A 26,140-nucleotide genomic window follows, 5' to 3' on the forward strand; every position below is an offset into this window, starting at 1 on the left:
TCCCGTCATCGTTTGCATGTGTTCCCGGCGGCTTCCCCGCATTGGCGGGGCAGCCGCCGGGGCGCCTTTCAGCCTCGAACCGTGTCGATAGTATCAATAGTGACCGGCTGGAAAGGAACGTCTTTAAAAACGCTCATTTTGCCGGTCGTCACCACGTCGAACGCTTGCGCGAAACATGCCGCGCCGACTTCGGCAGGGTTTTGATAGATCGAGCAAGCCATTTCGCCCGCTTTGATCGCTGCAGCAGCTACGTCGGTGCAATCAATGCCGACGACCGGGATCGCCTTGAGATCCTTGCCGACCAGTTTCATGGCTTCCAGCGCGCCGAGCGCCATTTCGTCATTGTTGGCGATCACACAGTCGAATTCTTTGCCGGTTCCCAGCAGGGTGTTCATCTTGTCCAACGCCATCGAGCGATCAAAGTTTGCAGTGTCTTCAAAAACCTGTTCCAATGTAAAGCCGCTCTTTTCCAGCGTTTCCAGTGCGCCGCGTGTGCGGTTTTCGGTGTTCTCTAGTCCTAGCGTACCCTTGAACATGACGTAGCGGATGGTTTTATCAGACTTGTCTTTAAAAAATTCGCTTAGGAATTCGCCTTGGAATTGGCCCGCTTTATATTCTTCCGCGCCGACATAGCAGGTCTTGTTTTCCACGAGCAGTTCTTCGGCGGGGCGCCGGTCGACAAAGATGACCGGAATATCGCCTACCATTTTAAGTACCTCGGCGCCGGTATTCGTGTCGACCAAATTGACAACGATCGCGTCAAACTGCTTGCTGGTAAAAGTGTTGATGTGTTCGTACTGCTTTTGCACATCGTTATTGGCATCAAAAGTTTCGATCTCAAAATCGCCGGCAGCGGCCGCCGCATCCAAAATGCCCTTTTCCAGAGTGGATAGGAATTGATCGCGGCTTGACATGGTAACGCCGATTTTATAGGTTTGTCCGCCGGCGGACGAGTCGGCATCGGCACTGTCGGCGGTTGAGGCGGAGTTGCCCCCGGCTTGGCCGCAGCCGCTCAGTAGCGCGGTGAGCGAAAGTGTGAGGGATAATAAAATGGCGATATGCTTTTTCATGAATGGTTCCTCCTTACGTTAAATGGGGCGCTGCCGACACGGATTGTGCAGCATTACGCCTGATCGTCCTGCGGATACCGTACATGCCATTGCTTGCGGAGCTCGTCCATGATTGCGATTGCCTGTAGTGAATTTTTGTGGGAGGACAGCGGGCATTCGGTCAGCCCTCGCTGTGCACATTGCTCGAACGCCTGTACCTCGTAATGCAGGCCGTCGGCTTCGCGGGGAAAACGAATCGTTCTTTTTTCGCCGCTTATGAGAGAAAGCGAAATGTCGGTGGGATACCACCACGGCGAGCCGATCTCCACCTCGCCCTTGTCAGTATAAATTTTGGCGGTAAGATCCGTATCGTTGACGATAGAGGAGGAGGCCGAAATGAGTTTGCCGCCAAAATTCAGCAGATAGCTATTATAGTAGTCTAGTCCGTTTGCGATATGAGCCGCCCCTTGTATCGTGGTAGGCGCGGCGCCACCACACAGGTCGAGCGCAAAGTGTACGCCGTATACTCCCATGTCCATCAGCGCGCCAAAGCCAGATTTTAGGTCGAACCGCCAGGTTGCTGTTTCGCCCGCCGCGATCGCATTATAGCCAAGCGAAATATTGGCTGCGCGCAGGTTCCCCAGCGTGCCGTCCGCAAACCAACCGCGCAGTGTATGCATTACGGGGAAAAAACGCGTCCACATGCCTTCCATCAGCAGCACATGGTTCTGTTTGGCGGCTTGCAGCATTGTTTGGACTTGCGTCTGATTAATGCCCATTGGCTTTTCACATAAAACATTTTTACCGGCAGCCACACATTGCAGCACATAATCAAGGTGCAGGTTGTTGGGCACCCCGATATAGATATTTTCGATCGTGGAATCGGCGAGCATCTCTTGCAATGAAGCATAGGCTTTACCTATACCGTGTTGTGCGGCAAAGCGCGCCGCCTTTTCCGCAGATCGGGAATAGAGCGCGGCAAGCTCGGTATCATTAAGCTGCCTTGTGTCGTTAACAAATTGTGTTACAATGGTTCCGGAACCGATAATGCCCCAACGCATATTGTTGTTCACTCCTTTCACGGAAAGCGAATCATTACCTTTAGATTATCTTCCTTGTTGTTTGCTGCGTAATCGAACGCTTGGACCGTGTCCTTAAATTCGAAATATTTCGTGCACATGGACTGTAGGTCGTACCGGTCCTTGATACGAGACAAGAATTTGATCGTGCGCGTCATAAAATGCTCGGTACCGCTGTAGCCTGCGATCGTCAGGTTTTTGCTGACGATATCAAAAGGGATAACGGGCAGCTGCTTCATATTAATGCCGATGAAGCGGATCTTGGAGCACTGCCCGGCGGCTTTGATAGCGGCCGCGGCGGCGGCTGAGTTACCAGCGGCTTCGATCGTGATCGTCGGGCCGTGCCCGCCTGTGTGATATAACACCTGCTCGAAAAAGTCGTCAGATAAGGGGTCAAGAGCGATATCCGCGCCGAATTGCAGCGCCTTTTGCCGGCGGGACGCTACGGGATCGGCAATGATCACTTTGCAGCTCGACGCTTTGGCGGTTATCGCAGCACATACACCGATCGTACCCGCGCCAAATATCAAAACATCGTCCGTTGCATCCACGCTGCCACCCCTGCCCCATACGCCGAAATAACCAATGGCGAACGCCTCTACCAGCGCGGCCTCTTCAAAGCTCCAATCGTCGGGGATCTTATGAATGTTGGCCTCGTTCATGATCATGTATTCGCCCATGGCGCCCGGGCTGTCCGGACGAAAGCCTGCATCGATCGTGTTCAGACAGGCGGAGGGCATCAGCCCGTTTTTGCAGTTAACACAGGCATTGCAGCCCATGGTGCAGTCGCCGGTCACCTTGTCACCCACCGAGAAGTTTTTGACTTCCTCGCCGATTTTGATGATCGTCGCGCCAAACTCATGGCCGGGGATGTAGGGGGCGATATCATATCGACCCTCTACCGACCGGCCTTCGTAGCAGGCGATGTCCGAACCGCAGATGCCGCAGGCCCTGATCTGCATTAGTACCTGATTGGATTTGAGCTCCGGCAGCGTGACCTCGTCCATGCGTAGATCCATCGCACCGTGCATGCGCACCGCTTTTATTTTCATATATTTCCTCCTGTGTTAAACTCCTGTCAGCTTGCGAATGTATCCACGCGCCATTTCGGCGAACTCATAGGCGTTCGGCGTTTTGATATACTGTTCGGCCTCTACCATCATCCATCCCTGATAGTGATTTTTCTCTAAAATATCAAAGACAGCAGGGTAATCGATGCAGCCGTCGCCGGGAACGGTGAACAACCCAACCTGCACTGCGCTGTTGAAATCCATGTTAAACTGCCGTACAATTTTGAGCACGAGCGGGCGGACATCCTTGAGATGCACGTAGCGGATACGATTGGCAAAGGTCTCAAAAAACTGAGGGATATTCACGCCGCATACTTTTAGATGGCCGGTATCGGCGAGAATAAAAACGAGATTGGAATCGGTCATATCGCACATTTTCAGCGTTTCTTCCAGCGTTTCAATCACTGTGCCGGTGTGTACGTGATACACCAGCTCCATGCCGAGCGTTTGGCAAAAAACGCCCGCCTCGTTCAGGCCATCCGTAAACAGCTTCCATTCCGTATCGTTCATTTTCCGCACGCCCTGCTTTGCGCGGTATTCGCGGGGATCCCAGCAGGACGAATTTGTGCCCTCGGCTGCGATGATATAGCGGCACCCCATCTCTTGAAAGAATCGTGCCTTTTCCTGAAATGCGTGGAAATATTCGTCCCTTAGCTCTGCACAAGCAAACATGGTGTCGCACCAGCCGGATGTAAGCACCAAATCCCGCTTACCCAGTTCGCGTCTTAAAATCTTTGGATCGCGCGGAAATTTTCTTCCGAGTTCAATCCCGGCATAGCCGGCCGCCGCCGCCTCATCAATGATTTGTTCAAAGGTATACTCATCTCCCAGAAAATCCATGTCATCATTGCACCAGTTGATGGGATGCGCACCGATCTTCACGTTATAAAAGCGTCTTTCCATACGAACCTCCTTGGCGTTTTATTGTTAATCAGCTGATTTTATAAGTTGATTATGGACATGAATATAAAAATGTCAATAGATTTTCAGATAGAAAAGGTATTTCTGCGTTATTGCTAACAAAACAAGAAAATATATGTGAAATAAGCATATAAAAAGACGGATATAGTGTGGATATATATACATATCAGACAATAATGTGGATATAAAAATGTGATAAATTATTATAAACTTAGTTACATTTTTCACATAAAACCATTTAAAATAAAGCTGGTCTATTTGTAGACTTCATGCTAAAATGATTTGTGTTATAATTTTATATAAAAACATTACATCATTTTGTTGCAATAAAACAACGGATGAAATCTAAACATCTATGAGGTGCCGACATCATGAGAGTTACCATTCGAGATATTGCACAGGCCTCCGGCTATACGGTAGCCACCATATCCCGCGCGCTCAATAACAATGCCTTGGTCAGTGAAAAAACGCGCAGGCATATTCGTGATATCGCTGATCAAATGGGTTATGTGCGCACACCGACCGCAGAAAGTACTGTAGCACCTGTCATAGGCATTGTCGTTCCGGATATTACGAACCCCTATTTTCCACCACTCATACAGGGGGCACAGGATACGTTGCGCGCCGCGGGCTACAGTCTGGTACTGTGCAACAGCGCAGGTAAGCTGCAAAATGAAGTAGAGGCGATGCAAACGCTGACCAATCTGGAAATCTGCGGTATGATCATGGATCCGCTGTCCGATGATTCCTATCGTAATATAAGGCAGATAAACGAATCTGTGCCCGTAGTGTTTATTTCTAACCGGCCCAAAGGGCCAAACCTGCACTATATTTCGATCGATAACTATGCTGCGGCAGCTATGGCGACCAATTATCTGGTTTCGCTGGGCCATCACCGTATTGCTTATATCGGTAGTGATGATGCAACGTATACATATCATGAACGGAGGCGGGGCTTTATTGAAGCAATGGAACGGCATTTTGGCTCGGATCAGGAAAGTCCGCTGCTTACGGTTTATCCAGATCGTCGAGGCGGTTTTGAGGCCACCAATCATATCCTGACATGCGGCAGTGAGCTGCCTACCGCTTTTTTTGCCAGTAACGATTGCATCGCGCTTGGAATACTGGAATATCTTTGGATGCACGGCTTTCGCGTTCCGGAAGATATTTCAGTGATCGGCATTGATAATATTGAATATTCCTCTATGCCGCGTATCAATCTGACCACGATTGAAGAGCCGCGCTATCATTTGGGAGAGCTGGCGGCGCAGGCGATCCTGCAAGTGCTTCATCGTTCGGCGGAGGACAAAACGCCGATCCAGAAGGTGATAGAGCCTCGGCTGATTATTCGAAATACCTGTGGAAAATTGTAAAAGTCTCACGTGCTTATTCTTGCTCCGCGCGTTTCCGCGCGGAGCTTTCCTAATTTATTTTAAAAAAGTGTTTGCAGTTTCTCGCTTGCGGGCTTGCGTACAATCATTGTGAACAAGCGGACAAACTGGTTCAAGTTTGCTTTTGTGACAAATTCCAAGCGAGTGGATTTGACTTTTTTGCAGGATTGCGGTACAATATATTCATTCTGAACGATTAGACTGAAAGGAGAAAGCCCGATGACACATGAACCCAGCTTTGTAGGGGAGGAACTGCTGGGCGAACTCTGCGAGAGTTTCCGCCTGAACACCCGTATTCCACCCGAGCTTTTCTCCCGCTACGGCATCAAGCGCGGCCTGCGTAATTCCGACGGCACCGGCGTGCTCGTGGGTATGAGCCGTCTCGGCAACGTGCACGGCTACATCATGAACGAGGGCGAGCGCGAGCCGATCGAAGGCCGCCTGACCTATCGCGGCTATAATGTATACGACCTGATCCGCGGGCTGGAGCTGGAAAACCGCTTTGGCTTTGAGGAAGTCGGCTATCTGCTGATGTGCGGCTCGCTGCCGACCCGCCGCCAGCTGGCTGATTTTCAGCACACGATCGGTCTGGAACGCGCACTGCCGGAAAACTTTACCGAGGATATGATCATGCGCGCGCCCAGCCGCGATATCATGAACAAGCTGGCCGCCGCCACGCTGGCCCTTTATTCGTATGATGCAAATCCGGACGAGACCACGGTGGAAAACATCATGCGGCAGGGCATCAGCCTGACGGCCAAGTTCCCGGTCATCATTTCGCACGCCTATCAGGCCAAGCGCCGCTATTTCGACGGCGACTCCATGTTCCTGCACGTGCCCGACCCGGATCGCTCCACCGCGGAAAACATCCTGCACCTGATCCGGCCGGACGGCCAATACACGGACGAGGAAGCAAAGCTGCTTGATCGCTGCCTGATCCTGCACGCCGAGCACGGCGGCGGTAATAACTCCACCTTTACGGTGCGCGTTACCTCGTCCTCGGGCACGGATACCTATTCGGCAATCTCGGCGGCGGTATCCTCGCTCAAGGGGCCGCGCCACGGCGGCGCGAACCTGCGCGTCGTCAGCCAGTTCGACGAGATCAAGCAGAACGTTTCCAACTGGAAGGACGAAGAGGAGGTCCGCGCCTACCTCGCCAAGATACTGGACGGCGAAGCCGGCGACGGCTCCGGCCTGATCTACGGCATGGGCCACGCGATCTATACCAAGAGCGATCCGCGCGCGGTCGCCCTGAAGGATGCGGCGCGTCCGCTGGCCGAACAAAAGGGCTTTACCGACGAAATGGACCTGCTTGAGCTGATTGAGCGCATCACACCCGGCGTGTTTGCTGAAAAGAAGGGCGATGTGAAGCCCATGTGCGCCAATGTGGATATGTACTCCGGCTTCGTATACAAAATGCTCGGCCTGCCGCGCTCGCTGTATACGCCGTTGTTCGCCACCGCCCGTATCGTCGGCTGGATGGCGCACCGTCTCGAAGAGGTATCGACCGGCGGCAAGATCATGCGCCCCGCGTTCAAGCCGCTTTCCAAGTCGGCGGAGTACCGCTACCTTGCGGAACGGGGATAAACGAATACATAAAAAGCGAGCTGCAAATTGCGGCTCGCTTTTTTTCTTTAAATATCCAAAATCAGGAGCTTCAAGTCCTTTTGGCTGACTAATTCCTCTAGGGCGCAGAGCTTTAGAAAATCACGCCGCAGATCGGCTAGGTACAGAAAGTCCAGCCGATAAGCGTCGGAAAATTTGATGAAGTGCGCCACGGCGTGCTCATAGCCCACAACGACGCAAATGTAACAGCAGGCCAGCCGTTCCCGTGCCCGTTGGAGCTGGTAGCTTCGATCACGGTGCGGGCAGCCGATCAGTTCTCCTGCCTTGAGTATGCCGAGCCATGCAAGCCGGCGCTGTTCTGTCATATGTGCGGCACTTAAAAAGCGTGAAAACTCGGTTTTTAACGCAAGCGGGGCGAGCGATTCGCCCGGTATGGCGCGGTACTCCCGCAGGGAGGCTTCCATACCTTGATACAAGAAGAATTTGCACATACAGTTCAGGTATTCGTCGAATTGGTGATAGCGGTCCTCTACTTCAATTAGAAAGTCGGTGGACAAACCGCCGATCATATCGGAATACATGTTGCGTGCGCGCTTTTTGAGGCTTTGATATGCTGAAAAGTGGTTTTCCGTGTAACGCCGGGCGGCCATGAGCAGATCGCCGTCGCTTTCTTGTGCGCCATCCAGAAGTTTGGGGAAAGTATAGGCGTAGCGTGTGAATGCGTCAACCATGGTAGCCATCCTCTTCCTCGCTGATAGAGTCATCATCCAAATGCTTTAAAGCGTATTCAATACATTGCGCACAGATTTTGTTGAACGAAACCCCTGTAGCCTGATGCAGCTGCTGTATTTCATCAAATACTTCGGGTTTAAAACGGATGGTCCTATTGATGGAAGACATTTTTTCTGTATCTTTCGCAATCGTGAACTTCTCCAAACGAATCACCAGCCTGTGGGTTTTTTGCAATTATAATATATAATTTTGCATCTGGTAATGTACAATAATGCAGTTCTTAATATATTACAAATTCCTATTCGCTTTTTTAATACGTTATTCCTTATGGATTGGATAGTGCGCGTTAAAAAGGACACATTGCCACGATATGAGCAATGTGTCCTTTTTTAGACTGTAGGCAAAGTCCCGAGAGGGAAACGCATAGGAAAAAACAAGGGAATCACCGAGCTAGTAGGGCGCGACGCCCCCGGCGCGCCGGCTCGAAGGGATGTAACACTTCCTGAGAAACTATGTTCCTTCGCTCGGCCGTACCAGCCTGTTTGATGCACTCACTTATCCCGGTGCTTCGCTCTCGGCGCGCCGAGGGCGTCGCGCCCTACATTTGCGATACCTTTTTTCCTTGCCTGACCTTATCTTAAATGACATTGGATTTTCCGCTCCTCTTAATCCCTGCGGCGAAAGCCGCATCGTTTTTATCCGATCCGTTCCTTGCGTTCCCGTCCGTCGCGCAGCAGGGCGGTGAGGGTGTCGCGGTCGCCCGCGCGGATGACGCGGCGGTATTCGTCCAGATGCCCGATGATCTCGTCGATCTCGGCGGCGAGCGCTTCCGCGTTGCACAGGAACAGCTCGCTCCACATATTCTCGTTGAGCTTGGCCACGCGCGTGAGATCGCGGTAAGAACCTGCCGAGTAGCCGTTGTGCTGGTCGGCTTCCGGGCTTTTGATGTAAGCGGAGGAGACCACATGCGCGAGTTGCGAGGTGAAGGCGATCATTCTGTCATGTTGCTCGGCGGTGCAGCGCACGGTCTGCCCGAAGCCAAGGGACATGAAATACGATTCGAGCGATTGAAGCACCTGCTCGTCGCTGCTTTTGGTGGGCACGAAGATCATGCTCGCTCCGTCGAACAGGGTCGAGATTGCGTAATCGAAACCGGAAAACTCGCGCCCCGCCATTGGGTGTCCGCCGACAAAGTGCACGCCGTTGTCCAGCGCGGCCTGCTCCAGCCGGTCCACCATGAACCGCTTGACGCCTACCATATCGACCACGACGCAGCCCTTTTTCAGCTTGGGCATGGCGTCAAGCAGCCAATCCACCGTGGCCTGCGGATACAGGCCGATGATGATCAGATCGGCTTCGCCAAAGAGCGCTTCGCCGGCGACCGCGTCGATATCGCCATCCGATTTGGCGCGCTCGGCGGTTTCGCGGGTGCGGTTCCAGCCAAGCACGCGGCAATTCGTGCGCGCTTTGATGGTTTTGGCCATCGAGCCGCCCATCAGGCCGAGGCCCGCGATCAGTACGGTGTTGAACGTCATCATTTTTCAGTCTCCTTTTTTAGGGGTCACGCTGCACACATGCCGCCAGATGGGCGGAATGCGGCAGATCAGGTAGACAACCAGCGCGCCTGCCAGATTTAAAATCAGATCATCCACATCGCACGAGCCCGCGCCCGAATAGATCTGCGCGATCTCAACCGCGGAGATCGCCAGCGCGAGCGACGCCGTATAGAAAAACACGCTGCGCTGCCAGCGGAACAGCGCGGGCAGAAAAAAGCCCATCGGCGCAAAGGCCACCACATTGCCCGCGAGGTTCAATACCGTAAGCCGCAGGGAAATGTTACCGTAGCCATAGGCCAGCAAATAATTGCGGATCGTGCGCAGCGGCTCCAAATTAACCGCTGAAAACGTGGGATCGGGCGCAAAACCGCGCCCAAACGCATTGTCGAAAAACAGCACGTTCAAAAGTACCCATAAGTAGTACCAGAATAGGATAAGCCAAAAATCGTGCCTGCGCTTTTGCCGCGCCGCGCGCGGCACGCCGCAGAAAAAGGCGAGCGCGAGCGGCAGGGCGAAAGCGACTGCAAAGGCGAGCTTCCACTCCGGGCCGACCACGTACCGGGGGGAAAGCTCCACGTAAAGATTCAGGCAGAACACCGCGGCGGCAATCACCGCCGCGAGCCTGCGGATCAGTGTTCTCAATCAGGCGCACCTCTCAAAGCTGCTCGGCGGCGTCCAGCCACAGCTTCGCGCTGGCGTCCGACGGCATGCGCCAATCGCCGCGCGGGGACAGGGCGACCGTGCCGACCTTAGGGCCGTCCGGCAGACAGGAGCGCTTGAATTGCTGGGTGAAAAAGCGGCGCAGAAAGGTAGTGAGCCACTTTTTGATCGTTTCGCGGTCGTATTCGCCGTCAAAGGCCTTCAGCGCCGCGCGGAAAATTTTAGCCGGCGGGTAGCCGAAGCGCAGCATATAATACAGGAAGAAATCGTGCAGTTCGTACGGGCCGACAAGGTCCTCGGTCTTTTGGCTGATCTCGCCGTCCTTGGGCGGCAGCAATTCGGGGGATACGGGGGTATCCAGCACGTCGCGCAGCACCTCGCCCAGCGTGCCCTCGGCGCGGTCGGCCTCGTAAGCGACCAGATAGCGCACCAGCGTTTTGGGGATGGAGGCGTTGACGCCGTACATGCTCATGTGGTCGCCATTATAGGTGGCCCAGCCAAGCGCGAGCTCGGACAGGTCGCCCGTGCCAACCACCATGCCGCCGTTCTTGTTGGCAAGGTTCATCAAGACCAGCGTGCGCATACGCGCCTGCGCGTTTTCAAAGGTTACGGTCAGGTCGTCCTTGGACTGGCCGATATCGGCAAAGTGCTGATCGACCGCCGCTTTGATATCGACGGTCTGTAGGGTCACGCCGTAAGCTTCCGCCAGCTTTTCCGCGTTGCCGCGGGTGCGCTGGGTCGTGCCGAAGCAGGGCATGGTGACCGCGAGAATGCCCGACCGGTCGAGTCCGAGCCGGTCGAACGCATGCGCCGCAACGATCAGGGCGAGCGTCGAATCCAGCCCGCCGGACAGGCCGACAACGGCGGTTTTGCTGCCGGTATGGTGCAGCCGCGTGGCAAGGCCGACCGCCTGTATGGTCAAGATTTCCTCACAGCGCTCGGCGCGCACGGCGTCATCCTGCGGCACGAACGGGGTGCGCGGGAACCAGCGGTTTCGCAGGTCGCAGGTGGTCCGCGGCAGAGCGAACCGCTGGCGGCGGCAGGCCTGCCCCTCGCTCCGGGGGCTAAAGCTGCCCATGCGGCGGCGTTCGTGCTGCAAGCGGTCCAAATCCAGATCGGCATATACCACGCCGCCCTCAAAGCGGCGGCTTTCCGCGAGCAGCGCGCCGTTTTCCGCGATCAGGTCGTGCCCGGCAAAGACGAGATCCTGCGTCGATTCGCCAAAGCCCGCGTCCGCGTATACATAGGCGCACAGCAGGCGCGCGGACTGGCTCTTTACCAGCTCGCGGCGGTAAGCGGCCTTGCCGATCAGCTCATCCGAAGCGGACAGGTTGACGATGACCGTTGCGCCCAGCTGCGCCAGCGTGGTGGAGGGCGGCTGGGGCACCCAAAGGTCCTCGCAGATCTCAACGCCGAGGGTAAACGCGGGCAAGCCTTCGCAGCAGAACAGCTGGTCGCCGGTCAGGGCGACGTTTTTCTGCACGCGGCCGCTGGGAAAGCGCAGCTCGATATCGCCCGCGGGTAAAAACGCGGCGTGGCCCGCCGTAAAGTGGCGGCCTTCGTAGAACTCGGCGTAATTGGGCAAATTGCGCTTGGGCACAAGGCCGAGCACCTCGTTGTGGTAGCAAACGGCGGCGACGTTGAAGAGCCTGCCCTCCGCCATGAACGGCAGGCCGACGGCCACCAGCATATCGAGCGCCGCCAACTGCTCCAAAACGGTTTGCAGCGCGTCCAGCGCGCCGTCCAGCAGGGTCTGGTGCCACAGCAGGTCGCCGCAGGTATAGCCGGTCAGGCACAGCTCGGGGAACACGCAGAGCTTCGCGCCTTTACCGGCGGCCTCGCGTGCCAGCTTTACAATTTCCAAGGCGTTATAGGGGCAGTCCGCCACGCGCAGCGCGGGCGTTGCCGCCGCCACCTTGATAAAACCATCTTCCATTCTGTGCCACTCCTCTTAAATTCCAGATAAAATTAGTATATCCCATTTTGGGGGGATTAGCAAGACCCGCGCTATGTGCGCGACCGCCTTTGGCGCACCCGTTTTTTCGGCAAAATCAGCCCGCCGGTCGGGCGCGTGATATGGTAAAATAGCGGTGAGGGAACGGGTGAACCACGGGTAAACTAACCGTTTCCCACACTAAACCGGCGGTCGGTTGAGAATCCGTCCCGGCGGGGATACAATAAAAACACGAATGACGAGGGCCAATGTCATTAAGTTAAGCTTTCCCGGTTGTCATTCTGAGGAACGTAGTGACGAAGAATCTCGCGCGAACGCGCGATTTTCGGTAAGGAACGCGCGTTCGCGCGAGATCCTTCGCTCCGCTCAGGATGACGGATACAGGGGGGAACGCCTGCATGGAATGGCATGGATAACCAAGGAGGAACGCTGCATGCAAAAACAAACGCTGGGCAACATGATCGCATCCTTGCGCAAGGAACGCGGGATGACGCAGGCCGAACTGGCCGCCATCATGAATATCACCGATAAGGCCGTTTCCAAATGGGAGCGCGATCTGTCCTGTCCGGATATCGCTTCGTTGCCTAAGCTCGCGGAAACGCTTCAGGTATCGGTGGATGAGCTGATGCAGGTTCGCGAGCGGGGCGGCAGCGGCGCGGACAAGCAAAGCGCGCGGGATGTCATCGGTCTGGTTTTCAAAGCGGTGACGCTCGCCATGGGCGTCGCGGTCGTGGTATTGTCACGGATGAAAGCGCTCGATACGGACGCCGGCTTTACGCTGCTGGGCATTGGCGTAGCTTGCGCGGGGATTTGTCTGTTGCAGAATAAGAGTGGCGCCGACAAATAAGACATAAGGATAAAAATAGGCCGCTGCGATCAGGCAGCGGCCTATTTTATGGATTACAATCAGATTGCGCGGACCGAGATCATGCCGTCGATCGCGCGGATCGCGGCGAGGGTCTCCTCGGTCGGCTGGACGGCTGCGTCCATGATGGTGTAGGCGTATTCGCCCTTGGAGCGGTTGCCCATGTTTTCGATGTTGACGCCCTTGGAGGACATGGCGGACGAAATGGCGGTGATCATGTTGGGCACGTTCTTGTGGATCATGCAAATGCGGTAGCCGCCCTCGTACGGGACCTTGAGGTTCGGGAAGTTGACCGAATTGCGGATGGTGCCCTTTTCCAGATACTCCGCGATTTCCTTTGCGGCCATGATCGCGCAGTTGTCCTCGCTCTCGGGCGTGGAAGCGCCGAGGTGGGGCAGCACGATCGCGTTTTCCTGCTCCAAAATGCAGTCGGAAGCGAAGTCGGACACGTAGCACGCGACCTTGCCGGACTGGAGCGCATCGGCCATGGCCTGCTCGTCGACCAGCTCGCCACGGGCAAGGTTAATCACGCGCACGCCGTCCTTGGCTTTCGCAAGGGTCTCCGCGCAGACGATATTCTTGGTATCCGGCAGCAGCGGCACGTGTACGGTGATATAATCGCAGTTCGCAAAGATCTGGTCCAGATCGGTGATGTGCTTGACCGCGCGGGACAGCTTTAACGCGCCGTCCACGGACAAGGAAGGGATCGTAGCCCCAAACGTCCATATCGAGGCCGATGGCGGCGTTCGCCACCTTGACGCCGATCGCGCCGAGGCCGATCACGCCAAGGCGCTTGCCCGCGATTTCGGGCCCGGCATAGGTCGCCTTGCCCTTCTCGGCGGCGGGACCGATATCCGGCGTGCCCTTCAGCGAGCGCACCCAGTTCGCGCCCTGCACGATTTTACGGGAGGCGAGCAGCATCGCGCAGATGACCAGCTCCTTGACGGCGTTGGCGTTCGCGCCCGGCGTATTGAATACGACGATGCCCTCTTCCGAGCAGCGGTCGATCGGGATGTTGTTGACGCCCGCGCCCGCGCGCGCAATGCACTTGAGGTTTTTCGGGAATTCAACGTCGTGCAGCTTGGCCGAACGGACCAGCACAGCGTCGTAATCGCTAAAATCCTCGGAGCAGGCGTACTTGGCGGCGTCGAGGTCGTCCAGACCGACCTTGGAAATCTTATTATACAGCTTTACATTATACATGTTGGCGTATGTCCTCCCTTACTTATTGGCGGCTTCAAATTTTTTCATGAAGTCGATCAGCGTCTGTACGCCCTCGAGCGGCATGGCGTTGTAGATCGAGGCGCGCATACCGCCTACCGAGCGGTGGCCCTTGAGGTTCGACATGCCCGCGGCGGCGGATTCCTTGGCGAACTTGGCGTCGAGCTCGTCGTTTCCGGTGCGGAAGGTGACGTTCATGCGGCTGCGGCTGTCCTTCGCGGCAACGGCCTGATAAAAATCGGTCGAATCGAGGTAATCGTACAGCAGGCTGCTCTTTTCTTCGGCGCGGCGGGCCATTTCGGTCAGGCCGCCGAGGGATTCCACCCACTCAAGCACCAGACCGAGCACATAGATGGCATAGGTCGGGGGCGTGTTGTACATGCTTTCCTTGTCGGCCATCAGCTTCCAGTCCAGCATGGCCGGGTACTTTTCCTTGGGGTAGGAGCCGAGCAGGTCGTCGCGCACGATCACGACGGTCAGGCCGGCGGGGCCCATGTTCTTCTGCGCGCCGGCGTAAATAACGCCATATTTGGAAACGTCGACCGGCTTGGACAGGATGTTGGACGACATATCCGCCACGAGCGGAACATTTTCGGGCGTTTCGGGGTCATAAGAGTATTCGGTGCCATAGATGGTATTGTTGGCGCAGATATAGAAATAGTCCGCGTCCGCGTTCAGGTCAAGCTCGTTCTGCGCGGGCACGTGGTCGAAATTGGTTTCCTTGGAAGAATACGCAACATGGATATCGCCGAACTTCACGGCTTCCTTGTACGCGTTGTTTGCAAAGTTACCGGTCACGGCGTAATCGGCCTTGCCGGTCTTCATCAGATTCATCGGGATGGCCGCGAACTGCGTGGTCGCGCCGCCTTGCAGGAACAGCACCGTGTAATTTTCCGGGATGTTCATGACACGGCGCAGCGCGGCCTCGGCGTCCTTGATGACGGCGTCATATACCTTGGAGCGGTGACTCATCTCCATGACAGACATGCCGGAGCCCTTGTAATTGAGCATTTCGGATGCCGCGCGTTCGAGCACGGGAACCGGCAGCATGGAGGGGCCTGCGGAAAAGTTGAAAATACGATTGTCAGCCATAGGTTAGTTACCTGCCTTTCAAAATTCAAAACATGGCGATCGAATACCGAGCGCAATAATTATTATAATATACACCCCCATGATTTACTACGTGAAATTAAACCAAAATTCCGTCTGAAAAAGACGAATGTGTGCACATTATGGACAGTTTGCAAGCCTATGCCACGACGTGGTATAATAATTGCGCGGCAAGTGTGAAGCGTGGAGGAAGTCGCTCGGCCTTGCACAATAATTACTAATTACTAACTACTAATTACTAATTCCCATAAAGGGGGTTTCGCAATGCAGACGCATAAGCGCGCCCTGCGCCGGCCGCGCGGGCAGATGAGCAAGATCAACCGGCTTTTGCCGTTTACCACCGCGCCGCTCTACCACGCCCTACAGCTGATGGCCACGGGCGACGCGGCGCGCTTTCACATGCCCGGGCACAAGGGCGAGCCTGTGTTCACCACCTATGCCGACCTGTTTGCGATAGACTTTACCGAGACCTACGGCACCGGCAACCTGTATTTGGGCGAAGGCCCCATACGGGACGCGGAGGTGGCCGCCGCGTGCTATTTTGAGGCAGGTGACTGCTTTTTCCTGACCGGCGGCTCGACGCAGGGCGTGCTGGCCATGCTGGCCACCGCCGCCGGGGCGGGCGGCAGCGTGCTGCTTGACCGGGGCTGTCATAAATCGGTTTGCGCGGCCTGCGCGCTGCTCGATCTAACGCCCTATTTTTTCTCTTCCGAGCTGATCGAGCCGTTTGCCGTGCCCGGCGCGCTCGATATCGCCGAGGCGGAACGGCAGTTGATCGCCCACCCGGAGATTCGCGCGGTGATGCTCACCTCACCAACCTATTACGGCGTTCGCCGCGATATCCCTGCTTTTGCCGACCTATGCGCGGCTTACGGCAAAAAACTGCTGGTCGACGCGGCGCACGGCGCGCATTTTCCGGCGGTCGGCCTGCCCACGCCGATCGCGGAGGGCGCCGATCTGGCGGTGCTGTCCATTCATAAAACGCTGCCCTGTCTGGGGCAGGGCGCGGTGCTGCTCATGGGCGACCGGATCGACCGGCGCGGCCTGCGCGAAAACACCGCGCTGTTCGGCACGTCGAGCCCGTCCTATCCGATTTTATCGTCGATCGATCTGGCGCGCGCTTATGTCGAGGGGCCGGGCCATATCGCCTACCTGCGCGCGGCCACGGCCTGCGAGGACCTGCGCCGCTTTGTCGATGCGCGCACGCGCTTTTCGGCCTTGGGCACGGGCGATTTCCCCGATCTGGATCCCTGCCGGCTGACCGTGAGCACCGCGGGCACCGATATGACCGGACAGGCGCTTTCGGACGCCCTTTGGAGCGAGTTTGGCGTCGCCTGCGAGATGGCGGACGAGCGAAACGCCGTGTTTATCCTGACCTGCTCGGATAGCGGCTCTTCGCTGCGGCGGCTGCGGCGCGCGCTGCGAAAGCTCAGCCGCCGGGCGCAAAAAGGGGAAGTGCCGCATCCGGCCGCCCCGTTTCCGCCCGCCGAGCGGGTCCTGTCGGTGCGGCAGGCGCATTTTTCCCACCACGGCCGCGTGCCGGTCGAGACTGCCGCGGGCATGGTATGCGCCCGCCCGGTAACGCCCTATCCGCCGGGAATCCCGCTGCTTTGGCCGGGTGAGAAAATCACCGACTCGCACATTGAATTGTTGCAAGAAAGATGGTACAATAAAATAGACGACATTTATGTAGTAATAACAGACTGAATGAAACCTGTTTGGGAGGCAACCGTTATGAAAATGGTACTTGCGATCATCAATTACGACGACGCGCAGGACGTGATAAACAATTTGATGAAGGCTGGGTTTTCCATCACCAAGCTGGCGACGACCGGCGGCTTTCTCAAGGCCGGCAACGTCACCATCCTGATTGGTCTGGACGAGGATAAGCTCGACGCGGCGTTCGACATCATCCGCGAGCATTCCTCTTCCCGCAAGCAGGTCATCCCGACCACGGCGGAGCTGGGCATGGGCTTTTTCCCGTCCACCCCGGTGCAGGTCGAGGTAGGCGGCGCGACCGTGTTCGTGCTGAACGTGGAGCGCTTTGAAAAGCTGTGATCTCGCTTGACGCGCTGCCCGGCAACGAAGCGCTGAAGGCGAGCCTGCGGCACGCGCTTTCCGGCCGTTTTCCGCAGACCGTGCTGCTCACCGGCGAAAATGGCGAAGCGCTTTTGTCGCTTGCCCGCGCGCTGGCCGCCGCCCTGTTTTGCGAGGGCGACGGACAGCGTCCCTGCGGCGCTTGCGTGCCCTGCCGCAAGGTGGCAAGCGACGTGCACCCCGACTTGACCGTTGTCGACGAGGGGGACGACGAGCTCAAGGTTGAGCTCGCCCGCCGCTTAAAGGCGGAAAACGCCATCGTACCGAATGATGGAGAGCGCCGCGTGACGGTCATCTGCCACGCGCACCGCTTGAATCCCGCCGCGCAGAACGCGCTGCTCAAGCTGCTGGAGGAGCCGCCCGCCTACGCTTTTTTTTCTGCTGCTCTCCGAGCAGCCGGACGCGCTTTTGGAAACCGTGCGCAGCCGCTGCGTGACCTTTTCGCTCGAGCCGGATGGCGGCGCGCTGCCCGAAGCGGAAGCGGCCGACCTGATCGGCCCGTATTTCGCGGCCCTTGCCGCGGGGCGCGAGGAGCGGCTGATGGCGGCGGCGCTCGCCATGGAAAAAACGCCGCGCCGGGCGCTGGTCGCCCTGCTCGGTCTGATGCAGACCGCGCTGCGCGACGCGATTTTACGCGCCCATGGGCTGCAAACCGTGCCGCTCGCGCCCGGCCTTGCCGCCGAAACGGATCAGCTTTCGCGTGCGATCGCTCCGGCAAGGCTGACGCGCTTTGCGGATTTCCTCTATGTATTGCAGGACCGCGTGTCCCGCAACGCGGCCGCGGCGGCCGTGACCCTGTCGCTCACGAGCGACGCTTTTCGCATTTGTTATCTTGAATGATCCCCGCTATCTAGGAGGAGCAAGTATTGACCAATATTATCGGAGTCCGTTTTAAACCAAACGGAAAAATGTATTATTTTGACCCGCAAGGCATTCCCGTCGCCGCGGGGGAGGACGTGATCGTGGAGACCGCGCGCGGGCTGGAATTTGCAAAGGCCGTGCAGGGCAACACCGAGGTGCCCGATCAGAATATCGTCCAGCCGCTCAAGCGTATGGTGCGCATCGCGACAGACGCCGACCGGCAAACGCTCCAGCGCAACCTGCGCCGCGCGGACGAGGCTTTTGTCATCTGCAAGCGCAAGATCGAGGAGCACGGGCTTGAAATGAACCTTGTCACGGTCGAGTGCACGTTTGACATGAGCAAAATGCTGTTTTATTTCACGGCCGATGGCCGCGTCGATTTCCGCGAGCTGGTCAAAGACCTCGCGGGCGTGTTCCGCACCCGGATCGAGCTGCGGCAGATCGGCGTGCGCGACGAAGCCAAGATGATCGGCGGCCTTGGCGCCTGCGGGCGCGAGCTGTGCTGTTCCTCCTATTTGGAGGAGTTCCACCCGGTCTCGATCAATATGGCGAAGGAACAGAACCTTTCGCTCAACCCGGCCAAGATTTCCGGCACGTGCGGCAGGCTGATGTGCTGCCTGAAATATGAGCACGAGGCCTATGCCGAGCTGCAAAAGGTGACCCCGAAAAACGGCAGCGTGGTCGATACGCCCGAGGGCCGCGGCCGCGTCGTTTCCACCCAAATGCTGCGCGGCACCTGCCGCGTGCAGCTCGACGACGGCCCCGAGCATTCGCCGGAGCAGTTCCAGTGCACGGAATGCTGCATGGTACGCGGCGGCTGTAAAAACCGTCCCTGCGCGGCGGCTCACGAAGGGGTAGAGACGAAAAAGCCCGCGGAGCCCCGTCCCGCGCCCGCGCCGGTCCGCGCCCCGGAACCGGAGGACGCTGCGCCGGAAGAGATTATGCTGGAAGGCGAACAGCCGCAGGCCGCCGATGGCGCGCCCCGCCGCAGAAGAAGACGCGGCGGCCGCCGCCGCAGCGGTAAAAAGCCCGGAGAGGGCGCAGGCTCCGCGCCGGCGGAGCAACCGGAATAAAGGGAAGCTGATGAGTTTTACCCCCACAAAACCAAAGAGGTGAAAGCTGTGAAAAGATTTTTGTCCGCCGTCCTTGCGGCAGCCATGCTGCTCGTATCGATCCCCGCCGCCTTTGCGGCAAGCGATATCGATAAGCACTGGTCCAGAACCTATATTACCGCGCTCAATAAGCAGGGCGTCATCAACCCTGCCTCTGATGGGACGTACAAGCCCGATCAGGCGATCATGCGCTGGGAATTCATGCGCTATATCAACCGGGCGTTCGGCTTTACGGAAAAAGCACAGATCAGCTTTACCGATGTGAAAAGTTCGGACACCTACTATTCCACCGTGCAGACCGCGGTGGAATACGGTTACATCAACGGTGTGGGCGATGATAAAATGGACCCGACCGGCACGCTGACGCGCGAGCAGGCCGCGACCATTTTGGGCCGTCTGCATAAGTACACGCCCACGGGCACGGCCGCCTCCATGTCGTTCACCGATAAGGACAAGATCAGCAAGTACGCGGTCAGCTATGTGGCCGAAGCGGTCGATAAGGGCTATATCAACGGCTATACGGACGGCTCGTTTATGCCGCAGCGCGCGGTAACGCGCGGCGAGATCGCCAAGATCCTTTATTTCTTCATGGGCTCCTCGCTGCACACGGCAAACGGCACGCTGACCGAGTCCGATTTTGAGGACGACACCAAAAATGCCTCGATCTCGGCCGCGGGCACCCTGTCGGACGCGACCGTGGAAGGCAACCTTTACATCACCGAAGGCGTGACGACCGGCACGGTCAACCTGCGCAACGTCAAGGTGGAAGGGGATATCATCGTTTCCGGCGGCGACGTCACGATGGACGGCGTATCCGCTGCCCGCATGGTCGTGAAAAATCTGCGCGGCATCACGCCGCAGATCACCTGCACGGGCAACACCAATATCGGCAAGACCGAGGTGCTTTCCTCCGGTACGCTGCGGGAGAGCGGGCTCGATGTGAGCGCGGGCGGCCTGTCCGACCTGACGCTCGACGGCGAAAACCTTTCGCTGACGCTGGACGCGCAGGTGTGGGACATCAATGTGGAAAAGCCGGCTTCTCTGCTCACGACCGGCAGCACCGAGATCAATACCTTGACCTGCAACGCCAAGGTCGCGGTCACCGGCGGCGGCTCGATCCAGAAGGCGGTTCTGAACGCGTCCGGCTGCGAACTGCTGATGAAGCCCGGCAGCTATGAGCTGATGAGCGGCGTGACCGCGACAATCGCGGGAGAATCGGTTTCTTCCTCGAACGGCGTTACGGTATCGCCGGGCACCTTCTCGTTCGATATCAACAACACCGATACGCTGGCGCATTCCTATGACTTTTCCTTTGGCGCGGACAAAAACGATTTGCAGCGCGTCGAGTGCGACGGCAAGACCCTCAGCCAAGGCACCGACTACAACCTGCTTACCGATAAGAACGGCATTCGCGTGTACAAGAAATACCTGACCACGCTCAAGGCCGGCACCTTTTCGATGGATCTGATCTTCCGCGACGGCAGCAAGGGCGCGATCCTGATCTCCACCGTGGACTCCGCGCTCACCGCGGTCAGCCCGTCCAAGATCACCTACGATAAGTATGATGGTTCGGCCAACCATACCGAGCTGTCCGTCACCGTTACGCTGCCCACGGGCACTACGCTGTCGAGTGTCAAAATCGGCAGCACCGTGCTGGAACGCGGCACCGATTATGTGTACGACGGCTCTAGCGGCCTTGTGACATTCAAGCACGAGCTGCTGGATAAAAAGAATACCGGTTCGTATACGATCAGCTTTGTGCCCAGCCGCGGTGCGACGCACTCCTGCACGTTGGAGGTAACCGACACCTCGCCGGTCAACACGGTTTCGCCCGCCGAGGCGGATTTTGACGCGAACACCCAGTCGGGCGGCTATGCCGATCTGACCGTATCGCTCGTACCGGCGGACGACGCTGAACTCAAGTACATCCGCTGCAACGGCAAAACGCTGGAAGAGGATTGGCAATACGTGGTGAACGGCTCCACGGTCAAGATCAACCGGTCGGCCGTTTCGGATTTCGCGGAGAACAACGCCAATTACGCCGATTTTACCTTTGTTATGACAAAGGGCAAAAACCCGACGCTGCGCGTCAACTTTGTCACCACCTTTGCGCTGACCGCGCAGGTCGTCGACGATCTGGGCCTGCCGATCGAAGGCGTGGTCGTTTCCTTTACGCCGACCGAGACCGAGAAGGGCACGCCCGCCCAGAACGCCACCACCGATAAGGACGGCAAGGCGACCGTTTATGTCAAGCGCGGTTCCTATACGCTGGCCGCCTCGGACAGCCGCTTTACCAACCCGATCAGCCAGACACTGAGTGTTTCTTCGGGCCGTACCGTCAAGCTGACCGGTGAAATACTGGAAACGGTCGAAATTACGGTAACGGATACCACCGGCGCCAAGCTTTCGGGCGCGGTCGTCACCATCGGCGGTAAAAGCGTTACCACCGGCGCGGACGGTTTGGCCGCGTTTACCGTAAAGCGGGCCAACTATACCGCGCAGGTCACATGCAGCGGTTACACCATGCAGACCCTGCCGCTGATCGTCAACGGCACGGTACGCGAGCGCGTAATTTTGAAGTAAACCATCAAATAAGAACCACCCTTGGAAAAAAGTTCTTTCCAAGGGTGGTTTTTTTCGCATAATGAGAAAGAAATACATGCAAACTGGTTGCATTTATAGCCTATCCGGTGCTATGTTGATTGAGCGGCGTATTGTGCTGGCCGACAATAGAGATGCATCGGAGGAATAAAATCATGTTAACGGAACAGATCGAAGCATACCTTGAGAAATTGGCGGCGGCGGAACGAAGCGCCGCGACGCTCTCCAAATACCGGCGCGACCTGCGCAGCTTTGCGGCGTTCATGGGAGAACGGCAGCTGGACAAAACGGCGGTCGTCGCCTATAAGGAAACACTGACCGCGAGATACGCGGCCTCCAGCGTCAATTCCATGCTGGCGGCGGTAAACGGCCTGCTGGCGTTTATGGAGCGGCACGACTGCCGCGTGCGGCCGCTCAAGACGCAGCGCAAAGCGTTTTTACCGCCCGACCGCGAGTTGACGCGAAAGGATTATCTGCGCCTGCTGTATGTTGCATCGGGCCGCCGGAACAGTAGGGTATACCTGCTGCTGCAAACGCTCGGAGCGACCGGCATCCGCATATCCGAACTGTGCTACATCACCGTGGAAGCGGCGCGCGCTGGGCGCGCCTCCGTTAGGCTCAAGGGCAAAACGCGCGTGGTATTCCTGCCCCGCAGCTTGTGCAGCGCGCTGCTGCGCTATGCGGAGAGCAAGCACTTAACGGGCGGCCCGGTGTTTATCACCCGGTACGGCCTGCCGATGGATCGCTCGAATATTTGGAACACGATGAAGCGCCTGTGCCGTTCGGCGGGCGTCGACCCGCATAAGGTGTTTCCGCACAACCTGCGTCACCTGTTTGCCCGCACCTATTACGATACGGATCGCGATTTGGCGCATTTGGCCGACTTGCTCGGCCATAGCTCGGTCGATACCACCCGTATCTACACCGCGACTAGCGGCGAGGAACAGGAAAAACGCGTCAACGCGCTCGGTCTGGTGATAGAAAGGCGGGAACTGGAAAACCGAGAAAGGGAAATAGAACATTAAAACAAACGGCGCGCCGAAGCGCGCCGTTCCAGCTTGTCAAAGAACCTCCACGCGCCGCAGCGCGCATATAATAGGATTTTGCCGAAAAAGCAAAATCCATAAAATCCGGGAGCATGTATCTCGGATTTTATACAAACCGACTTCAAGTGTGCCTAAAAGGCGCGCGCAGAAGCCGGAATACTCGATCGAAATGGGGCTTTGTTTCGATCGACAGACTGTCAAAATAGTTTTTTGACAGTCTGAAACGGCGCGCCGAAGCGCGCCGTTCAGGGCTGGTGTTGCGTTATTCGCTTAAAAGCATGCGGTCGTTCTCGATATTGAACTTTTCCAGCAGATCGCGTACGGAAAGATTTTTCTTTTCCTCGCCCGCGATGTCCACGACGACCCGGCCGGCGTCCATCATGATCAGGCGGTTGCCGTACTGGATGGCGTTTTTCATGTTATGCGTGACCATTAAGGTGGTGAGCTGGTCGCGCGCGACGATCTCGTCGGTTAGCTGCAAAACCTTGTCGGCGGTCTTAGGGTCGAGCGCGGCGGTATGTTCGTCCAGCAGCAGCAGGTCGGGCTTTTGCAGCGTCGCCATCAGCAGGGTCAGCGCTTGCCGCTGGCCGCCAGAGAGCAGACCGACCTTGCTGGTCAAGCGGTCCTCCAGACCGAGACCCAGCGTGGCTAGTTTTTCACGGTATATTTCGCGCTCGGCGTTTGAAATGCCGCTGCCCAGACCGCGGCGTTTGCCGCGCCGGTAGGCGAGCGCCAGATTTTCTTCGATGCCCATGGTGGCCGCCGTGCCCATCATGGGGTCCTGAAACACACGGCCCAAATGGCGCGCGCGCTTGTGCTCGGGCAGGCCGGTGAGATTAAACCCGTTTAGGCGGATCAGTCCTTGATCGACCGGGAACACGCCCGCGATCAGGTTCAGTATGGTGGACTTGCCCGCGCCGTTGCCGCCGATCACCGTGACAAAATCACCGGGCTGGAGCGTCAGGTTCAGGCCGTCGATCGCCTTCTTTTCATTGATTGTACCTGCGTTAAAGGTTTTATGAATATTTTGCAGCTCAAGCATCGGTCTTGTCCCCCTTCTTTGCGGCCTTGCTGAAATATTTGCCCTTCCAGTAAGGGATAGCAAGGAATATCGCGACGACCAGCGCGGACAACAACTTCAAATCATCCGCGTTTAGGCCCAGCCACAGAACGATTTGAATGACCAGATAGTATATGATGGCGCCGAAAACGACACTGAGCAGTTTGAGCGCAAAGTTGCGAAATATTCTGCCGAATATGACATCGCCGATGATAACGGCGGCTAGTCCGATCACGATCGCGCCCGTGCCCATTTTAACATCGGCAAAGCCCGAGTACTGCGCAAGCAAAGAACCTGCAAGCGCAACCAGACCGTTGGAGACCATCAGGCCAAATACCTTGTTGTGGTTAACGTTAATGCCCTGTGCGCGGCTCATGTTGGGATTGGCGCCTGTGGCGCGGATCGAACAGCCAAGCGCCGTGCCGAAGAACCAATAAAGCAGCGCGATGATCACAACGACGAACACGGTTACCACTAAAATAGACTGGGTGATGTAGCGGAGCGACACGATCAGCGGATATTTATCAACGCTGATTGCCTTGTTTGCAGCCCCTAGGATCCGCAAATTAATCGAGTAAAGCGAAAGCTGGGTCAATATGCCGGCAAGAAGCGCGGGAATACCCATAAACGTGTGCAAAAGACCGGTGATACAGCCGGCGATCAGGCCGGCCAAAAATGCACCGAGCATAGCCGCCCACACGGGAAAGCCCGCGAACATAAGCATAATGCAGGTTGCGCCGCCTGTGGTGATCGAGCCGTCCACGGTCAGGTCGGCCACATCGAGCACCTTGTACGTAATGAATACGCCGATAGCCATGATGCCCCAGATCAGGCCCTGAGCAACCGCGCCCGGCAGTGCATTGAGCAGGTTGAGAACATTCACTTTCATTCCCCCAAACGGTATTGTTAAATGCGTACAGATATTTTAATTATAACGAAAAAGAGTGGAAAAGGGAAGCCCTTTTCCACTCTTTTTTCATTCGTCGGTAATTGAAGGTACCGCGGGGATCAGGCTTCCTCCGTGGGCTCGTAGCCGTCCGGAATGGTGATGCCCAGCTCGTCGCAGATCGCCTTGTTATACTTTTTCGTAAAGGTAGGGCTGAATTTCACTTCCATGGTAGAGATATCAGCGCCATTTACGAGGATATCGTAGGCCATCTCACCGGTTACACGGCCCAGCTCGTCATAGCTGATCGACAGCGTAGCAACGCCGCAACCCTTGCAAATGCCTTCTTCGCCGGCGACGACCGGAACCTTGGCCGGAAGCGTGATGTTTTTGATGATCTCCGTATTGCCGGCAACCGTATTATCGGTCGGCACGTAGATCACATCGCTGGCGCTTACCATATTCGTTGCGACCGAAGCGAGATCGTTCGAATCAGAGAACGTGTAAACGGTGCACGTGTAGCCCATTTCCTCCAGAATCGGCTGGATGACGCTGATCTGGTAGGCGGAGTTGGCTTCGCTCGAACAGTACAGCAAGCCGACATTCTTAGCGTCCGGGAACAGCTCGTGCAGCATGGCGGCCTGCTCGTCCAACGGAGCTAGGTCGGCGGTACCGGAGATGTTGCGGCCGCTGGTGCCCGTCCAGTCCATATCAAGGGCAGTACCGTAATCCGTGATTGAGGTGCCGAGGATCGGGATCGTATCTGTTGCCGAGGCCGCCGCCGACAGAGCCGGAGACGCGTTGGCAAGGATCAGGTCCACGTTGGAGGATACAAACCCGTTGATGATGGTCGAGCAGGTCGGCACGTCGTTTGAAGCGTTTTTGTAATCGAACTTTACTTCATTGCCATCGGCCTGAGCCAGCTCGGTCAGCTTATCCTGAAAACCTTTGGTGGCGGCATCGAGCGCATCATGCTGCAAAAGCTGGCAAATACCTATGTTAAAGGATTTGCCGCCGGTCGTCTGCCCTTCGGCAGGGGGATTCGTGTCGTCAGCCCCCGGCTGATCGCCGCCGGAACCGCAGGCGGTGAGGCTGAGCGCCATGGCGCCGCACATCAGGGCAGCCAGAAATCTTTTCTTCATGTCAAAAACCCTTTCCTTGCAAAAATGCTTTGTGATCGAACCTTCCGGTTCTGACTTTTACATTTTAGCAGTTAAAAGGGAAAAGGTCAAGCGTACAGGAAATTTTTTTGGCGGCACCTTGCCCAAGAAACTGCCGGTGAATTGTAAATAAACTATCAATC

General features: G+C 56.8%; 22 protein-coding genes and 2 pseudogenes. 10 read left to right on the forward strand and 14 right to left on the reverse strand.

The features are described 5' to 3' along the window. Positions 1 to 68: 68 nt before the first annotated feature. The 4 genes from RWV98_RS00985 to iolE are packed head-to-tail and all read right to left on the reverse strand — an operon-like array spanning position 69 to position 4,101. A complete protein-coding gene (locus tag RWV98_RS00985; RefSeq protein WP_317863180.1) occupies positions 69 to 1,070 on the reverse strand; it encodes a substrate-binding domain-containing protein in 1,002 nt (333 codons plus the stop codon). A gap of 53 nt (positions 1,071 to 1,123) precedes the next feature. Beyond that, positions 1,124 to 2,110 carry a Gfo/Idh/MocA family protein gene (locus RWV98_RS00990; protein ID WP_317863182.1) on the reverse strand — a complete coding sequence of 329 codons (987 nt, stop codon included), beginning with the start codon at positions 2,108 to 2,110 and terminating at the stop codon, positions 1,124 to 1,126. A gap of 17 nt (positions 2,111 to 2,127) precedes the next feature. Then, positions 2,128 to 3,180, reverse strand: coding sequence for a zinc-dependent alcohol dehydrogenase (locus RWV98_RS00995; RefSeq protein ID WP_317863184.1), 1,053 nt, complete (start codon positions 3,178 to 3,180; stop codon positions 2,128 to 2,130). 15 nt (positions 3,181 to 3,195) lie between these two features. Further along, positions 3,196 to 4,101 (reverse strand): myo-inosose-2 dehydratase, encoded by a 906-nt coding sequence (gene iolE, locus RWV98_RS01000; RefSeq protein WP_317863186.1) that lies wholly within the window; start codon positions 4,099 to 4,101, stop codon positions 3,196 to 3,198. A gap of 389 nt (positions 4,102 to 4,490) precedes the next feature. On the opposite strand from iolE, the gene RWV98_RS01005 reads away from it, so the two are divergent. After that, positions 4,491 to 5,492: a LacI family DNA-binding transcriptional regulator gene (locus RWV98_RS01005; protein ID WP_317863188.1), complete on the forward strand. Its 1,002-nt coding sequence runs from the start codon at positions 4,491 to 4,493 to the stop codon at positions 5,490 to 5,492. A 237-nt stretch (positions 5,493 to 5,729) separates the two neighbouring features. Continuing rightward, positions 5,730 to 7,097: a citrate/2-methylcitrate synthase gene (locus tag RWV98_RS01010; protein ID WP_280962750.1), complete on the forward strand. Its 1,368-nt coding sequence runs from the start codon at positions 5,730 to 5,732 to the stop codon at positions 7,095 to 7,097. 47 nt (positions 7,098 to 7,144) lie between these two features. Here the strand turns inward: RWV98_RS01010 and RWV98_RS01015 are convergent, their stop codons facing one another. The 5 genes from RWV98_RS01015 to RWV98_RS01035 form a co-directional block, all read right to left on the reverse strand. Next, on the reverse strand, positions 7,145 to 7,807 hold the full coding sequence (locus tag RWV98_RS01015) for a hypothetical protein (protein ID WP_317863191.1): 663 nt from the start codon (positions 7,805 to 7,807) through the stop codon (positions 7,145 to 7,147). Next, positions 7,800 to 8,012, reverse strand: a complete 213-nt coding sequence (locus RWV98_RS01020; protein WP_317863192.1) for a hypothetical protein — start codon at positions 8,010 to 8,012, stop codon at positions 7,800 to 7,802. The genes RWV98_RS01015 and RWV98_RS01020 overlap by 8 nt, the downstream gene beginning before the upstream one ends. A gap of 491 nt (positions 8,013 to 8,503) precedes the next feature. Continuing rightward, positions 8,504 to 9,346: a prephenate dehydrogenase gene (locus tag RWV98_RS01025; protein WP_317863194.1), complete on the reverse strand. Its 843-nt coding sequence runs from the start codon at positions 9,344 to 9,346 to the stop codon at positions 8,504 to 8,506. 3 nt (positions 9,347 to 9,349) lie between these two features. Then, a complete protein-coding gene (locus RWV98_RS01030; protein ID WP_317863196.1) occupies positions 9,350 to 10,006 on the reverse strand; it encodes a VanZ family protein in 657 nt (218 codons plus the stop codon). Between the two features lie 13 nt (positions 10,007 to 10,019). Beyond that, positions 10,020 to 11,960 carry an NAD(+) synthase gene (locus RWV98_RS01035; protein ID WP_317863198.1) on the reverse strand — a complete coding sequence of 647 codons (1,941 nt, stop codon included), beginning with the start codon at positions 11,958 to 11,960 and terminating at the stop codon, positions 10,020 to 10,022. A gap of 451 nt (positions 11,961 to 12,411) precedes the next feature. On the opposite strand from RWV98_RS01035, the gene RWV98_RS01040 reads away from it, so the two are divergent. Then, entirely contained in the window at positions 12,412 to 12,825 is a 414-nt protein-coding gene (locus RWV98_RS01040) for a helix-turn-helix domain-containing protein (RefSeq protein ID WP_317863200.1), read from the forward strand. 59 nt (positions 12,826 to 12,884) lie between these two features. Here RWV98_RS01040 and RWV98_RS19335 read toward each other — a convergent pair. Then, positions 12,885 to 14,046: pseudogene (locus RWV98_RS19335) on the reverse strand (phosphoglycerate dehydrogenase). A gap of 18 nt (positions 14,047 to 14,064) precedes the next feature. Continuing rightward, positions 14,065 to 15,156 (reverse strand): 3-phosphoserine/phosphohydroxythreonine transaminase, encoded by a 1,092-nt coding sequence (gene serC / locus RWV98_RS01055; protein WP_317863204.1) that lies wholly within the window; start codon positions 15,154 to 15,156, stop codon positions 14,065 to 14,067. A 282-nt stretch (positions 15,157 to 15,438) separates the two neighbouring features. On the opposite strand from serC, the gene RWV98_RS01060 reads away from it, so the two are divergent. The 7 genes and pseudogenes from RWV98_RS01060 (at position 15,439) to RWV98_RS01085 (ending at position 22,870) form a co-directional block, all read left to right on the forward strand. Next, positions 15,439 to 16,881, forward strand: a complete 1,443-nt coding sequence (locus RWV98_RS01060) for an aminotransferase class I/II-fold pyridoxal phosphate-dependent enzyme (RefSeq protein ID WP_317863206.1) — start codon at positions 15,439 to 15,441, stop codon at positions 16,879 to 16,881. Between the two features lie 27 nt (positions 16,882 to 16,908). Continuing rightward, a complete protein-coding gene (locus RWV98_RS01065) occupies positions 16,909 to 17,232 on the forward strand; it encodes a cyclic-di-AMP receptor (RefSeq protein WP_317863208.1) in 324 nt (107 codons plus the stop codon). Next, positions 17,229 to 17,633 (forward strand): annotated as a pseudogene (locus RWV98_RS19340) (ATP-binding protein); the annotation flags it as partial. The gene RWV98_RS01065 and the pseudogene RWV98_RS19340, both read left to right, overlap by 4 nt. Positions 17,634 to 17,679: 46 nt before the next feature. Beyond that, on the forward strand, positions 17,680 to 18,111 hold the full coding sequence (locus RWV98_RS01070) for a hypothetical protein (protein ID WP_317863210.1): 432 nt from the start codon (positions 17,680 to 17,682) through the stop codon (positions 18,109 to 18,111). A 26-nt stretch (positions 18,112 to 18,137) separates the two neighbouring features. Continuing rightward, on the forward strand, positions 18,138 to 19,205 hold the full coding sequence (locus RWV98_RS01075; RefSeq protein ID WP_442872089.1) for a PSP1 domain-containing protein: 1,068 nt from the start codon (positions 18,138 to 18,140) through the stop codon (positions 19,203 to 19,205). Positions 19,206 to 19,253: 48 nt separating this feature from the next. Beyond that, positions 19,254 to 21,827 carry an S-layer homology domain-containing protein gene (locus tag RWV98_RS01080; protein ID WP_317863212.1) on the forward strand — a complete coding sequence of 858 codons (2,574 nt, stop codon included), beginning with the start codon at positions 19,254 to 19,256 and terminating at the stop codon, positions 21,825 to 21,827. Between the two features lie 173 nt (positions 21,828 to 22,000). Beyond that, positions 22,001 to 22,870, forward strand: a complete 870-nt coding sequence (locus tag RWV98_RS01085) for a tyrosine-type recombinase/integrase (protein ID WP_317863214.1) — start codon at positions 22,001 to 22,003, stop codon at positions 22,868 to 22,870. A 283-nt stretch (positions 22,871 to 23,153) separates the two neighbouring features. Here the strand turns inward: RWV98_RS01085 and RWV98_RS01090 are convergent, their stop codons facing one another. From RWV98_RS01090 to RWV98_RS01100, 3 genes are all read right to left on the reverse strand, one after another. Continuing rightward, a complete protein-coding gene (locus RWV98_RS01090; protein ID WP_280962736.1) occupies positions 23,154 to 23,933 on the reverse strand; it encodes an ABC transporter ATP-binding protein in 780 nt (259 codons plus the stop codon). Beyond that, positions 23,926 to 24,840, reverse strand: a complete 915-nt coding sequence (locus tag RWV98_RS01095; protein ID WP_280962735.1) for an ABC transporter permease — start codon at positions 24,838 to 24,840, stop codon at positions 23,926 to 23,928. The genes RWV98_RS01090 and RWV98_RS01095 overlap by 8 nt, the downstream gene beginning before the upstream one ends. Before the next feature lie 119 nt (positions 24,841 to 24,959). After that, positions 24,960 to 25,979, reverse strand: a complete 1,020-nt coding sequence (locus RWV98_RS01100) for an ABC transporter substrate-binding protein (RefSeq protein WP_317863217.1) — start codon at positions 25,977 to 25,979, stop codon at positions 24,960 to 24,962. Positions 25,980 to 26,140: the final 161 nt, after the last annotated feature.

Source organism: Agathobaculum sp. NTUH-O15-33 (genome assembly GCF_033193315.1).
GTDB lineage: Bacteria > Bacillota > Clostridia > Oscillospirales > Butyricicoccaceae > Agathobaculum > Agathobaculum faecihominis_A.

What these genes read in the sequence shown, in the direction of transcription:
- RWV98_RS00985 (WP_317863180.1), bottom strand. Translation starts at nt 1,070, where the DNA reads ATGAAAAAGCATATCGCCATTTTATTATCCCTCACACTTTCGCTCACC.
- RWV98_RS00990 (WP_317863182.1), bottom strand. Translation starts at nt 2,110, where the DNA reads ATGCGTTGGGGCATTATCGGTTCCGGAACCATTGTAACACAATTTGTT.
- RWV98_RS00995 (WP_317863184.1), bottom strand. Translation starts at nt 3,180, where the DNA reads ATGAAAATAAAAGCGGTGCGCATGCACGGTGCGATGGATCTACGCATG.
- iolE (WP_317863186.1), bottom strand. Translation starts at nt 4,101, where the DNA reads ATGGAAAGACGCTTTTATAACGTGAAGATCGGTGCGCATCCCATCAAC.
- RWV98_RS01005 (WP_317863188.1), top strand. Translation starts at nt 4,491, where the DNA reads ATGAGAGTTACCATTCGAGATATTGCACAGGCCTCCGGCTATACGGTA.
- RWV98_RS01010 (WP_280962750.1), top strand. Translation starts at nt 5,730, where the DNA reads ATGACACATGAACCCAGCTTTGTAGGGGAGGAACTGCTGGGCGAACTC.
- RWV98_RS01015 (WP_317863191.1), bottom strand. Translation starts at nt 7,807, where the DNA reads ATGGTTGACGCATTCACACGCTACGCCTATACTTTCCCCAAACTTCTG.
- RWV98_RS01025 (WP_317863194.1), bottom strand. Translation starts at nt 9,346, where the DNA reads ATGATGACGTTCAACACCGTACTGATCGCGGGCCTCGGCCTGATGGGC.
- RWV98_RS01035 (WP_317863198.1), bottom strand. Translation starts at nt 11,960, where the DNA reads ATGGAAGATGGTTTTATCAAGGTGGCGGCGGCAACGCCCGCGCTGCGC.
- RWV98_RS01040 (WP_317863200.1), top strand. Translation starts at nt 12,412, where the DNA reads ATGCAAAAACAAACGCTGGGCAACATGATCGCATCCTTGCGCAAGGAA.
- serC (WP_317863204.1), bottom strand. Translation starts at nt 15,156, where the DNA reads ATGGCTGACAATCGTATTTTCAACTTTTCCGCAGGCCCCTCCATGCTG.
- RWV98_RS01060 (WP_317863206.1), top strand. Translation starts at nt 15,439, where the DNA reads ATGCAGACGCATAAGCGCGCCCTGCGCCGGCCGCGCGGGCAGATGAGC.
- RWV98_RS01065 (WP_317863208.1), top strand. Translation starts at nt 16,909, where the DNA reads ATGAAAATGGTACTTGCGATCATCAATTACGACGACGCGCAGGACGTG.
- RWV98_RS01085 (WP_317863214.1), top strand. Translation starts at nt 22,001, where the DNA reads ATGTTAACGGAACAGATCGAAGCATACCTTGAGAAATTGGCGGCGGCG.
- RWV98_RS01090 (WP_280962736.1), bottom strand. Translation starts at nt 23,933, where the DNA reads ATGCTTGAGCTGCAAAATATTCATAAAACCTTTAACGCAGGTACAATC.
- RWV98_RS01095 (WP_280962735.1), bottom strand. Translation starts at nt 24,840, where the DNA reads ATGAAAGTGAATGTTCTCAACCTGCTCAATGCACTGCCGGGCGCGGTT.
- RWV98_RS01100 (WP_317863217.1), bottom strand. Translation starts at nt 25,979, where the DNA reads ATGAAGAAAAGATTTCTGGCTGCCCTGATGTGCGGCGCCATGGCGCTC.